Raw genomic sequence first — 13,283 nt, 5'->3', positions numbered from 1 at the left:
GCTATGAGCCCACATCGAAGCTTATTTAAAATTAAAAATCTTTCCAATCGATTGTACAACAAGACTTTAGGCCGTTTTGATAAAGTTTTCAACTTTTTTTCTGGCAACGTTGGTATCGATTTAGGAACTGCGAACACCTTAGTATATGTTCGTGGACGGGGTATTGTTCTTAGTGAACCTTCTGTAGTTGCTGTCGATGCTCAAACGCATACAGTGCTTGCTGTTGGTCACAAAGCTAAGGCTATGTTGGGGAAAACCCCAAGGAAAATCATGGCGGTCCGGCCTATGAAAGACGGTGTGATTGCAGATTTTGAAATAGCAGAGGGAATGTTAAAAGCGTTGATCAAACGTGTAACGCCTTCTCGCAGTATGTTCCGACCAAGAATTCTCATTGCTGTACCTTCGGGGATTACTGGTGTGGAAAAGCGTGCTGTTGAAGACTCTGCTTTACATGCTGGAGCTCAGGAGGTGATTTTAATAGAAGAGCCTATGGCTGCTGCTATTGGTGTGGATCTTCCTGTTCACGAACCCGCTGCAAGTATGATTATTGATATTGGTGGTGGAACTACGGAGATTGCTATTATTTCTCTAGGAGGAATTGTAGAATCTCGTTCTTTACGTATTGCTGGTGATGAATTCGATGAATGCATTATCAATTACATGCGTCGTACGTATAATCTTATGATTGGTCCCCGTACTGCTGAAGAAATTAAGATCACCATTGGTTCTGCGTATCCTTTGGGAGATCATGAACTTGAAATGGAAGTTCGCGGTCGTGATCAGGTGGCAGGACTGCCAATTACAAAAAGGATTAACTCTGTTGAAATTCGTGAATGTTTAGCAGAGCCTATCCAACAAATTATCGAATGCGTCCGTTTAACTTTAGAGAAGTGTCCTCCCGAACTTTCTGCTGATTTAGTTGAGCGTGGTATGGTATTGGCTGGGGGTGGGGCCTTGATTAAAGGTCTCGATAAAGCTTTGAGTAAAAATACAGGACTTTCTGTAATTACTGCACCTCATCCTTTACTTGCTGTTTGTCTAGGAACAGGAAAGGCTTTAGAACACTTAGATCAATTCAAAAAACGCAAAGGGAATATGGTATGACCAGTGCATGGAGTAGTGAAATTCAGCATGAAGGTTTAAAACAATGGATCCAAGAAGTTGCTGAATTAGTAACTCCTGACGACATTCGTATATGTAATGGCTCCGATTCTGAATATGCTGAAGTTTATGGCATAATGGAAAAATCAGGAGTGGCTATTCCTTTAAATCCTGACGTACACCCCAACTGTTTTTTAGTACGTTCTTCTCCTGAAGATGTTGCGCGTGTTGAGCAGTTTACTTTTATTTGCACTACAAAAAAAGAGGATGCAGGTCCTACAAATAATTGGCGGGATCCTCAAGAGATGCGTCAGGAATTACAAGGTCTTTTCCGTGGGTGTATGCGTGGAAGAACCTTATATGTGATTCCTTTTTGCATGGGACCATTAAATTCTCCATTTTCTCTTATTGGTGTTGAACTTACTGATTCTCCATACGTTGTTTGTTCTATGAAGATCATGACGCGGATGGGAGCGGAGGTATTAAAATCTCTAGGAACAACAGGTTCTTTCCATAAGTGTCTACACAGTGTGGGTGCCCCCTTATCTCCAGGTGAAAAAGATGTTGCCTGGCCTTGCAATCCTAAGAATATGCGTATCGTGCATTTCCAAGATGACAGTAGTGTCATGTCTTTTGGTAGTGGTTATGGGGGTAATGCTTTACTTGGGAAGAAAAGCGTAGCATTACGTTTAGCTTCTTATATAGCTCGTTCGCAAGGTTGGCTTGCGGAGCATATGTTAATTATCGGTGTGACTAATCCTGAAGGGCAGAAGAAGTATTTCGCAGCTTCTTTCCCTAGTGCTTGTGGTAAAACCAACTTGGCTATGCTCATGCCTAAAATTCCTGGTTGGGAAGTCGAATGTATTGGCGATGACATTGCTTGGATACGTCCTGGTCCTGATGGCAGGTTATATGCTGTAAATCCCGAGTTTGGTTTCTTTGGTGTTGCTCCGGGAACATCGGAAACGACAAATCCTAATGCTTTAGCTACTTGCAAAACTAATTCGGTCTTTACTAACGTTGCTTTAACGCCAGATGGGAACGTTTGGTGGGAAGGGTTAACGAGTCAGCCTCCTGAAGGCCTTATAGATTGGCGTGGGAATCCGTGGCAACCTGGAGGGGCTCCTGCAGCACATCCGAATTCTAGATTTACGGCTCCTGTAAAACAGTGTCCTGTTTTAGATCCTCAATGGAATAGTCCAGAAGGTGTACCTATAGAGGCGATTATTTTTGGTGGTCGTCGTTCTGAGACTATACCTTTAGTTTATGAGGCTTTAAGTTGGCAGCATGGGGTTACCATTGGTGCCAGCATGTCTTCGGCGACTACTGCAGCTATTGTTGGCGAGCAGGGTAAGTTACGCCATGATCCTTTTGCTATGTTGCCTTTCTGTGGTTACAACATGGCACATTATTTTGATCATTGGCTATCCTTTGCTTCTAATACAAGTTTAAAACTACCAAAGATCTATGGTGTGAACTGGTTCCGTAAGGATAAAGATGGCAATTTCATCTGGCCAGGATTTAGTGACAATCTTCGTGTTATAGAATGGATTTTCCGAAGGACAAACGGCGAAGAGTCCATCGCTAAGAAAACACCTATTGGTTATCTACCAGAGGAATCTTCTTTAAACTTAGAGGGCCTCAACTTATCTTCACAAGCTCTTCAGGATCTACTATCTGTAGATGTTTCTGGATGGCTTAAAGAGGTTGCTAATGTTCGTGAGTACTGTAAGATCTTCGGGTCAGACCTTCCTCAAACAATCACGGATGAGTTATTCAGAATAGAAAGAGAATTAAAATAATTAAATAATCAAAGTCACTTGTTATTTATGTTTTAGTTTTAAAGTTAATTATTTTTTATTTTTTGAAATATTTTTTTATTTTAAAATTAGAAAAATAATTAATCTCTTCTGGATAAATTACAGTGACGGTACAACCATCCTACATTACTTTTAATCGCAATGTAACGGCGGCACTACTTGGTGATCAGGTAGATATGACAATGCCGTTTTCTAGTTCTGTGTTTCTTTTTCAAGAATTAGATCAGAAGGCAAAAGGATTAAAATACGCGCTTGGTTTGTTGCAAGAAGCAGAGACTAAGTTGCCCGTAGCGCAAATTTCTTCGGAGTTTGTAGATGCTGCCTTTAAAAATATCCCTGAAGAGAAAATTGCATTTCCGAATGTGGATTATGATTCTATGAAAGTAGATGAGATCTTAGCCAATCCAAATCTTGCTGCTGCAAAACTTTATATAGAGGGACTTGAGAGGAGTTTTGATGATTGGCTGAAGGATATTGATCAGGGGGGGATTTTTAATCCTACAGAAGCTGAAAAGACATTAGTTCAAGAATATAGAATAAGATTAAGTACGTTAAAACAGGCCTTTACAGAAGGAAACCCTACAGATGCTCAATACACATCTCTATATGGCTTAGCTAAGGAATTTGTAGGGACAATAGAAAAGCTAGAGGGAAAAGACGCACCGCCAAAAAGTAAGGTTATCAATTTTTGGCAGAACATGATGGTGGTTTACAATGCCATGATCTCTTTGTCTTATCCTGTTTCTGAACAATTAAATATTAAAATTGCTGAGTGCTCATTAAATATTGAAGAAGCGAATAAAGTTATTGAGCTCATACGTCAGTTTTCAAGTTCCCTTAAAGATCTACTCAATCCTGTTTGGGATATCTCTTCAACAGCAACTAATTTAACAGGTTCTGGTTATAACGCTATGCAAGGTGGTATGACGCGGACGTACATAGTGCTTGCTGGAGTGTATCGTATGCTTATGGATAAATATTCAAGTAATGCAGCCGATACTATGCCTACAGAAGTTAAAGCTGGGGTGACCACTTTTATAAATGCTATGGGTGGGCTGAAGATGGGAGAAAGAGCTACTTTACCTAGTTTTCTAAGTTTACTGTATTCTTACTTAGTGTGTGCAGGACAGTATGGGGAAAAATCTTCTTCAGCCCAGGCAGATTATAAAAAAGTCCTTCAGGAAGAGCTATCTTATTGGGATGAACGGGGCAATAGTAGTTTTAATGTTGCAGATGTCCCTTTAAAGACGTTTGCTAATAGCCCTACAACATCTTATGAAGGGATATCTTTATTTTACAACGGAAGCCAAACTAATCTTAACCCCGAATTTTTTCAAAAATGCGTTGAGTTAATGACGAAGCAACCTAGTAAGGTGATGTCACGTTCTGATTATCAGAAAGTAATTGATGGGATGAATAACGGTATTAAGCAAATCCAAGCTCAAATTACTAAGTGGACAGAAGAATCGGCAAAGTTAATGGCTCAAAAGGATTCTATGGATCCTACGACATTAAATTATTTCGAGAGCATGAAAGAGGGGAAAAAGACCTTTGTAGATACTTCTCCAATACAAATGGTTTACTCATCTTTATTATTAGATAAATATTTACCCAATCAGCAGCACGTTTTAGAGACGTTAGGGGTACAGATGACATTCTCTAATAAAGCTGCTAAGTACATGAATCAAATTATTTCTCAAGTTACAAATTTCCAAACTGCAGATGTCTATTATTCTTTAGCGATATACCTGCGTCAGATGAACCTTCAGGCTCTTACTGATGCGTTAGGGAAAGCACAGAGTGTTTTAGATAAGGAAAAAGTACGTTGTAAAAGTGACATTGAGCGTTGTCTGAGGACAAAAACTGAACTCAAGAAAATTTTAGACAACATCAAACGTGATGCCGAGTTGACCTCTTCTCAACAACGGGAGCTTCGTCAGACAATTTCTGGCTATGAGTTTCAGTTCGAGGCTTTATTGCGTAATCTTGGGAATCTTTATATCTTCCTAAACAGTATGGAGTTTACTCCTGTAGAAAAACCCGACGAAGTTGATGAGGCTTTTGATATTCAGGTTAACAAACAGAAGTCTGACAATTGGCCTCGTTTCTTATCAGCTTTTGAAAGCTTTGTTATTGAAGGTGGTGAAAACGGGATTATTCCTGGTGGTGAGCAGCAGATCTTACAGAGTTTAGAAGCTACCCAACAGAATTTTACAACCTTTAACCAAAACCAACAGCTCGCATTACAGTTAGAATCTTCCGCAATTCAGCAAGAATGGACTATGGTCAGCGCTGCTTTAGCATTGATGAATCAGATATTTGCGAAGTTAACACGTAGATTTAAATAGGTGAAGTTATGACAAACTCTCCAATACAAAGATATCAGCAGTCTAATCAGATTTTTGAAGGCTCGGTGTTTGCAGAACGTCGTGTTTCTCCTGCTGAGGTAGCTGCAGATTATACAAAGATGAATGAGGTAGCCTCTCACCTAAAAATCATGCAAGACTTGCTTAAAGAGGCGAGTAATTTAGGATTGCGTAGGGAATTTATAGCTTCTTTAAATCAGGACTTTTTAGACGCAGGATTTGAACTAGCTGTGATACAAACCGTACTTACGGAAAAGGAAAATAAAGAGCTACGTAAGGAAGCAAATAAGGTTTTCCAGGAACATTTAGATAGGATATCTCCACAAGCGTTAACAACGGCTCCCGAACTTGCTCCTGTCAAAGACTCTATAGTTAATAAAATGCCTTTCCAATCGGCATTCGCCTATATTCTCTTGGATAAATACATTCCTGCGCAAGAAACAGCGTTATATGCTCTAGGAAGAGAGCTCAATCTTTCAGGATATGCGCAGAACTTATTTAGTCCTCTTTTAGAGACGATAAAGAGCTTTAACTCTGCCCCTATCATTTACAATTTAGGGTCTTATATTTCTCAAACATCAGACACGGCGAATTTTAAATACGGTTATCAGATGATTGTAGATCGCTATGAGGAAGAGTGTCTACATTTGAAAAATGATATAAAAAGCGCTGAAAACGCTCAGCTTTTGTTAAAGCAAATTTCTAAGAATATTCAAGACAACGCCTCACTGTCTGATGAACAGAAAAAACAGCTTCAGGATATCGTCAAATCCTATGATAGTGAATTAGTCATTATGATAAAGCAGATGAAGAACCTGATGTTAAATCTGAGTTCTCTTATTTTCATTCCTGGAAATAGTGAATACGAACCTTCATATAAGATCATGGGTTCTGACTTCTCCATCATTACATTGCAGGATTTGGAGCATATAGTTGTTGATGGAGAGATTGATATCGATAAGGGAACGTCAAAAGGCGGTTTGTTAAATTTCTTTAACAACTGTCTTGCTGACGTGCAAAATTATGGTGATTTAGCGCAGACGCACCAGCTAATGTTAGAACTTCAAATGCGTGCTATGCAGCAGGAGTGGAGCTTAATTGCAGCATCGTTGAAACTCATGCATAACGTATACCGCACGCTAATCAGCTCGTATTAGAATTGGAAGCCTGCGGTTACGTTTAGAGCACGTTGGTAACCCCAACGTCCTTCAACGCTATAGAAGAAGTTATCTGATGCACAGCTTGTGACACCACAGCAAAAGTTCGCTCTATGAAAGTTCGTGATTTTACGTACTTTGAACTTAAGGTTAGAAAACTGGCTTTCTAAACGTTTAAAACTATCTGCGGGCACTGTTCTTGAAGAACTCCCTACAGAAGCAGAAACATAAGGAAGGATGTAGTCATTGACATAGGTGGTAATTCCTATACTCGCCGACCATTCTTTATAGCTGATTTTCCCGGTAGAATCTTCGAAGTATACTTCAGGATTTGCCTGGCTATTGACTACGATGTAGTTAATAGGGCAGGCAGCATGGCGGTAATCTACACCAACGCCTAGGAAAGAAATCCCATCTTTCCAAATGATCTTTTTCAAATTTAAATCCCAAACGAAACCGTAGTTACTTTGGATTTCTACCAGACCGTCGGTAACTTGTGATTCAGAAGCAAGAGGGGAAGAAGTATAGTCTCTATAAGCGTTTAGAGGAAGACGGTAGTATTGTTTTAAGCCTCCGATTTTCACATCAAAGCTGATGTCTAAAAGGGGAATAGCAGCTGGTGAAGTATCTTGGAGAGTTACTGAGGCAAAGATGTAGCTAGCGCTAACCTTAGAATCATTTAGATCGAAGTCAAAGTCTTTTACTGTTGAGGTAATTGTAGGCGTAGGCCCGGTTCCTGTCGTATTGACAGATGTCACCACAGGAACATTCTTCACTCTTGCACTTTCTGAAAAAATATAATCTCCAGAAAATCCTAATTTTAAACTTCCTGTAAGTGCTGCTAAGAGATCATAGCTGTTGCAGAGGTCAAAAGCACACATGCCTTTTTGTTCTGGATTGATGCTAGGAATTACAGGATAGGCAGGATTTCCCGACGGCATAGCATTCAGAGTCGAGGAAGAAAAAATTCCTGATAAAGCTAGAAGAGAGAGAGATGCTAAACGTAGATGCTTTTTCAGCTTGCTATTCATTTAGTAGATGACCTTATTTACTATGCGCTATAAATTCATCTTTAACAAATGATAAAAAAATGTACAAATGAAAACTCTGTGAGAACAGGACTTCTATCTAAGGAGATGAGAAAGGTGGAAATATCCACCTTTTTAAAGATATTCTTCCTTAGTATTTCTTTGTAAAAGTGCAGCGATACCTTCTTGGATGTCGAGATTTTCATATAAAACGCGATAGATTCCTGTAGTTATCGGCATATCGATTTTATGATGTTTGGCAATTTGGTATGCTGAGAGAGCTGTATAGACCCCTTCCACAACCATACCGATTTCTGCTTTTGCTTGCGCAACAGTCATTCCTTGAGCGATTAATTTCCCAAATTTCGTATTCCTACTTAACGAAGAAAAACACGTGGTACAAAGGTCTCCAAGACCTGCCAAACCGTTGAGAGTATCGGGACGGCAGTTCATAATCGTGGCAAATTTCCGTATTTCATGAAGTCCTCGAGTGACTAATCCTGATTTGGCATTATCTCCAAAACGAAATCCATCAGAAATCCCACAGGCGATAGCTATAATATTCTTTAAAGCTCCACCGAGAGCCACACCTTTAAGATCGCTATTAGGATACACACGAAATGTCGGCGTGAGAAAGGCATTGTGTATTTTCTTTAAGGTATCTGGATTATACGCGCTGATCACTACAGAACATGGACAGCCTTTAAGCACCTCTCTAGCTATGGAGGGGCCACTAAGATAACCAAGATATTGCGAAGCGTCGTTACCGAAAATTTCTACGACAATTTCACTAAGTAATAGTCCTGTATGCTGCTCGATACCTTTTGAAGTAATGACAAAAGGAACATTGAGATTCGTAATTGTTTTTAGCTGTTCAGATACAGGGCGTATCCCTGCTGAGGAGACACCTTCAACAATCATAGAAGCATTTTCTACAGCTTCTGCCATATCTGTAGTAAAGGATAGATTCGGATGAATGGGAACATCAGGAACTTGCGGATGACGCTTCTCTGTTTGTAGTTGAGCAATCAATTCAGCATTGCGGGCCCATCCAACAACGTGATACCCCTTATTCGCTAATAAGGATGCGAGACAAAATCCCCAAATGCCCATGCCTAAGTAGGCAATTTTCTCTTTCATGAGGCCTCAAAAAACGGTTCCTCGAAAAACGCTTTATTTTCCCAGTGTAGGGACGTAGAGGTTGAAGGATAATAGAAATCGGCTTCTAATTCAAATGTTGTGTTTGGAGAAAGTTTTTTTCCAGTCACTTTATGGAAAATTTGACGTTCTCTAGCAGAAAGAGCTTCTCGAACAGTCGCGGGACTGTGGTTGCCTTCAAGATTTTTTAATGGTGCGAAGCATTCTTGACGTGGGTAGACAAGAGTTTGGCAACGTTCGCTATAGCAAAATAGATCAAAGATAAATTCTTCGAATTTCCAAGAATTTTTCTCTGAGGAATAGAGCCCTAATTGTTTCGCGTGTTTATGGGCTTTGTAAAGAGGTAGTTCGCGAAGAGCGGCGTGGGCAATAAAGTCCATAGACAGGCAATATAAACCGATATTTGCTAAGCAATACTTCAACGTTCCATCTGGATTTGTAGCAAAACGTTCGTTTTGAGGTATTTCAGAATATTCAATAACCGAGGTTTTCCCAGAAGCATGAGATTGTGCTAAGATGCCCACATCTTCGATAGCTGTCTGTCGTAAAGCAGCTTTAATAGTCACCTCGTTATTTTCCATACCGTGGAATCCACAAAGCTCTACATCAAAAGGTAGGGCTAAAGGATTATCGATAGGAATCACACTCACCATTTCGATACCTGCTTTTTTCCATTTTTCCCAAACTCCTGAGGTATATAGAAGGGTTGCTAAGCAACCATTTCCATTAGGTCCTAAGGATAGGGAGTCGGTATCTTCTAGGAAGAGATCTCCTGATAAAGATAATAAAGGCCAAAGAGGCTGACAGAAAAAGTCTACTTGGTTGGGATCAAGATGAAAATAATCATTAGATTCGAAGTAGGAGCGTGTCTGGCGATTATTTAACGGGGATGTCATAAAGGCTAACGGCAGAGGCTGATGCGCAAGTTTACTTGCTGCACAGACCTTTTCAGCAACAAGCTGAAAAAGAGGCTTTTTTTTGATAGGAGATACCGGGAAAAGCCCTTTAGGACCGTCGCATTTCAATCGAGACCCTTGTCCTCCTGCAAGAACTACACAGGCAACCTTCTTTTCTTTTAGAAGATTTGTCCCGATCTTTGTTCTTTCAGGATCTTCTCCAGAAGAAGCGAAAGAAGTTAAAGGTTGGAAGTCTTTTAAAATAGATTTTGGGGAGGTGATTAGCTGGCGTTGTTTATGGAAAAGCTCAATATCTATGGAAGAAATTTGATGATGGAGACGTTGTTGTTGTTTTTGAGAAAGGGACGACCACGAATCTAATAAATGCTCTTGATTAATAGACTTGAGTTTTTCTGTTAGTGAAGACATTTCCACAGCAGAAGGAAAGGTTACAGAGTCAGTCATTACAGTTAGCCTTGCGTTCCTATCTCTTGATGTTAGAATACTTATTATTCTTGATCTTTTCGATAATTTTTCTACGGTTAATTAATTCTAGTAATTTATTTTGATGCTCTTGTAGCCGCTGACAGGAGATATTGTGTTGTTTATAAATAGATACTTGTAATGTTTGCAAGTTTTCTAAAAGCAAATTGTAATGTTCTATATTGTCGCGGTATAAAAACCTCTCCTTCCTGATTTTAGAAACCACCATCATGCGCTCTTTTATACTGACAAGCTCTTGAGATAGATAATACTTTTCACTTTTAAAGTGTCGTACTTTTAATAAAGAGTGATAAATTTTTATCTTTGATAGAGAGGAAAGACTCGCTAATTTCTTATTCAAGATTTACCAAAGCCTCCAACTCTTTCAAGGTGTTTTCTAGCTGACAGTAACTTGATAATGGCTGAGAGAGGAATTTTTTTATGTTGGGAAGAATTTTTACAGCATCATCGAGATCTTTGTCTTGTCCTGGAGTGTAGGCCCCTAACTGAATGATATCTAACGCCTCTTGGTATGTTTTTAATAAGGCACGAAGTTTCTCCGCAGCAGCATAATGATGAGGACGGGAAAGTTTTTTCGCAGACCTTGATAGGCTAAGAAGAATATCAATAGGAGGTGAGGCTAAGGCTTTTCCCTGATTCGTAAGGAAGAAATGCCCATCTAAGAGAGATTTTAGGTAATCTGTAAAGATATCCGGATGGTTGGGGTAATGTAAAATAGCATATAAGGCAGTTATAGAACCCCGATCATTATTCCCCGCACGTTCTGTAAACTCTGATACATGATGGAAAACAGACGCTGCGTATTGGTGCGCTGCTAGGGTTTCTCCCGTTGCTAGGGCAACTTCTTGAAGAGCCGCTATCCATCGGGATAAAGAATCCATAATAAATAGCACGTCGTGACCTTGATCTCGGAAATATTCTGCTATTGTCATAGCAGCACGTCCAGCAATTACCTTTGTTGGTGCTGTTTCATGCGCTGGAGAGGCAACAATGATAGTTCGAAGTTGTTTCAATCCTGAAGAGTGCTGTTCTATATACTCGCGGACTTCTCTGCCTCTTTCTCCAATAAGAGCAATAACATTAATTGTAGATTTTGAGCCTGAAGCTATTGCGGATAGTAGTGAAGATTTCCCACTCCCTGGTTCTGAAAATACACCGATACGCTGTCCTTTCCCTAAAGTTAAAAAAGCATCGATAGCTTTAATCCCTGTAGGGAAAATCTCTTGGATAGGTTGTCGAGACATCGGAGGTGGTGGGGGAGCAATCAATGGCTTTATATGTGTTTTTGGCAGGCTTTTTTTATTGTCTAAGGGATTTCCGAAACCATCAATAACACGACCAAGAAGGTGATCAGAGAGATGTAGTGATGGGGGACGTCGTAGGGGAAGAACTTCAGATCCTAAAGCAACATAGTGCATAGGAGATAGGGACATTAATAATGTTGTTTGATTGTGAAAGCCAATCACTTCTGCAAGGAGATCTGGATATTTTGGAGTGCAAATACGACAAAGCTCACCAAGACATGCCGATAGCCCTTGAACTTCTAAGAGGTTCCCAGACACTCTTGAGAGAAGCCCACAGGTGCGGTAAGGCTGCCAATACTGCAGTTGGGATTTTTCGTAATTTAGGTTCGTCATGTAGTTAAAACAGAAAGCAAATGATCTAGTTCTTCTCCAATTTCTTGTCGTAGGATTCCTGAGGGAGACTCCATTTTATAGCTGGATTTTTTACAAGATATGTCAGGGAGAAACTCTGCATGTTTAATCATGGGGATTTCATGCGTTGCTATCCAATCATTAAGTTTCTTGTGATCTTCAGGATGAAGAAAGATCTTTACGGGAGATAAAGATCGCAAGGATGTGTGCTGTTGTAGAGCAGAAGAAATTAACAGTGCGAGCTCTTCAATATTATCTAATTTCTTATAGAGGAATTTCTCGCATGTTAAAATTGCGAGTTCTACAAGATCAGGTTTGAGTTGCTGGGGAACCTTTTCTATTTCAGAAAGCATACGAATCGATAATTTCCGAAATATCTGAATCAAAGAGAGGAGTTCTTGAAAGGCTTTATCATATCCCGAGGTTTCTCCTTCTGAAAACCCTTGGGAGTATCCCTCATTCCAGTCTTTTTTTCTTTCTGGGGAATCTTCAGCATCTGAAAGCGAACCAGGAGATTGAGACAGTGTCACAAGATATACCTAATTCTTAATGTTTATAATTTCAGTACTTGGTGTTTTACATCTTCAGGCAAATGTTGGAAGATCTCATCGGCTTTTTTAGGATCCAAATACGAGAGAATCACCCTGATTTTTTCGGGAGATTCTTTTTGTAGTATCTCTACCAGCTTCGTAATATTTATGCCTTGTTTTATTTTTTTTGATTCTAAGGGAATGCGTTCGTAAGCGTAAAAAGCAAGGTAAAAGCTTGCCAAGGCAATAATTCCTAAACTAGAAAGTAAAATGATTCCCCCAACGAGAAGCTTATAAGAGAGACGGTCTTTCTGTATCGTTTGTGAAAAAGGAAATTTCTCGATAACAATAGGATGGTTATCCCCAGAGATTTTCTTTAGCTGATCTTCAGCATGCTTTAGGAAAGATTCTCTTTTGTCTTTTGGGAATTTCGCTAGGTATTTCTCATTAACCGTTAGCTGAATAGTAGGCGTTTGTTTCGCATTTAGGCAGGTAAGAGCGAAGTGTTCCTTAGGGAAAATTTTTCCTAAGTAACTTTCACATGCAGATAATAATAGAGAGTTTGAGAACTCTCCTGGGGAATACGTATTCCCTAGGTTATCCGATAAGGTAATGTGCTCTTTAGCTAATCCAGGAATGCTGCTAGATAGATAGTCAACGATAGAAAGTAGCAAAGAGGAAGAGAAGACTTCGTCCTTATGCGATGAAAGAATAACAGAAACTTGAGGAATAATGTCGGGATCATCTTCTGTAGGTAAAGATAGAGCCACAGTAGCGTTGGCTACTGAATGAAACATGGTAAGATCTCTTTCTATCTGTTCTTTTTTTGCTAAAGACTCTAATAATTTCGGATTTCCTACTTGGCTAAGCTTAAACCAACCTGGAGTTTTTTTTTCAGATGGTTGGGAAAAATCTGGAGATTTCGAAGTGTTTTTCCCAAAAAGGAGGGCACTCCCTAAAGCTGCAGAAACAACTAAAAGGCCTAAAGGAGAGATGCCTAATGAAGCAACTTTCTTTTTTAGGAATTGGAAAAACACAACAATCCTCAAGAAAAAATAATGAAATAAT

The 13,283-nt window shown here is 39.6% G+C and carries 11 protein-coding genes; 4 read left to right on the top strand and 7 right to left on the bottom strand.

Translation table 11 applies throughout. The features are described from left to right. The first annotated feature begins 3 nt into the window (after window positions 1-3). The 4 genes from CCA_RS04610 to CCA_RS04595 all read left to right on the top strand — a co-directional run bounded on the left by CCA_RS04610 (window position 4) and on the right by CCA_RS04595 (window position 6,444). Window positions 4-1,104: a rod shape-determining protein gene (locus tag CCA_RS04610; protein WP_006343575.1), complete on the top strand. Its 1,101-nt coding sequence runs from the start codon at window positions 4-6 to the stop codon at window positions 1,102-1,104. Then, on the top strand, window positions 1,101-2,903 hold the full coding sequence (locus tag CCA_RS04605; RefSeq protein ID WP_011006869.1) for a phosphoenolpyruvate carboxykinase (GTP): 1,803 nt from the start codon (window positions 1,101-1,103) through the stop codon (window positions 2,901-2,903). Before CCA_RS04610 ends, CCA_RS04605 begins: the two co-directional genes overlap by 4 nt. Window positions 2,904-3,025: 122 nt before the next feature. After that, window positions 3,026-5,269, top strand: coding sequence for a CT620/CT621 family type III secretion system effector (locus CCA_RS04600; RefSeq protein WP_011006868.1), 2,244 nt, complete (start codon window positions 3,026-3,028; stop codon window positions 5,267-5,269). Between the two features lie 8 nt (window positions 5,270-5,277). Continuing rightward, window positions 5,278-6,444, top strand: a complete 1,167-nt coding sequence (locus CCA_RS04595) for a CT620/CT621 family type III secretion system effector (RefSeq protein WP_011006867.1) — start codon at window positions 5,278-5,280, stop codon at window positions 6,442-6,444. Here CCA_RS04595 and CCA_RS04590 read toward each other — a convergent pair. From CCA_RS04590 to CCA_RS04560, 7 genes are all read right to left on the bottom strand, one after another. Then, window positions 6,441-7,475: a membrane protein gene (locus CCA_RS04590; protein WP_011006866.1), complete on the bottom strand. Its 1,035-nt coding sequence runs from the start codon at window positions 7,473-7,475 to the stop codon at window positions 6,441-6,443. The two genes, CCA_RS04595 and CCA_RS04590, sit on opposite strands and share 4 nt — an antisense overlap. Before the next feature lie 132 nt (window positions 7,476-7,607). Further along, window positions 7,608-8,612, bottom strand: a complete 1,005-nt coding sequence (locus tag CCA_RS04585; RefSeq protein WP_011006865.1) for an NAD(P)H-dependent glycerol-3-phosphate dehydrogenase — start codon at window positions 8,610-8,612, stop codon at window positions 7,608-7,610. Next, window positions 8,609-9,991 (bottom strand): UTP--glucose-1-phosphate uridylyltransferase, encoded by a 1,383-nt coding sequence (locus tag CCA_RS04580; RefSeq protein ID WP_011006864.1) that lies wholly within the window; start codon window positions 9,989-9,991, stop codon window positions 8,609-8,611. The genes CCA_RS04585 and CCA_RS04580 overlap by 4 nt, the downstream gene beginning before the upstream one ends. 19 nt (window positions 9,992-10,010) lie before the next feature. Continuing rightward, complete coding sequence (locus tag CCA_RS04575; RefSeq protein WP_011006863.1) at window positions 10,011-10,370, bottom strand: hypothetical protein; 360 nt, start codon at window positions 10,368-10,370, stop codon at window positions 10,011-10,013. Further along, on the bottom strand, window positions 10,363-11,667 hold the full coding sequence (locus CCA_RS04570) for a FliI/YscN family ATPase (protein ID WP_011006862.1): 1,305 nt from the start codon (window positions 11,665-11,667) through the stop codon (window positions 10,363-10,365). The genes CCA_RS04575 and CCA_RS04570 overlap by 8 nt, the downstream gene beginning before the upstream one ends. Continuing rightward, entirely contained in the window at window positions 11,664-12,209 is a 546-nt protein-coding gene (locus CCA_RS04565; protein WP_193328810.1) for a flagellar biosynthesis protein, read from the bottom strand. Before CCA_RS04565 ends, CCA_RS04570 begins: the two co-directional genes overlap by 4 nt. A gap of 29 nt (window positions 12,210-12,238) precedes the next feature. Further along, entirely contained in the window at window positions 12,239-13,252 is a 1,014-nt protein-coding gene (locus CCA_RS04560; protein ID WP_011006860.1) for a type III secretion system protein, read from the bottom strand. Window positions 13,253-13,283: the final 31 nt, after the last annotated feature.

Origin of the sequence: Chlamydia caviae GPIC (assembly GCF_000007605.1) — a bacterium.
Classification (GTDB): domain Bacteria; phylum Chlamydiota; class Chlamydiia; order Chlamydiales; family Chlamydiaceae; genus Chlamydia; species Chlamydia caviae.
Note: the sequence above shows the minus strand (reverse complement) of the source record. Positions and strands in the feature narration are given on the sequence as shown.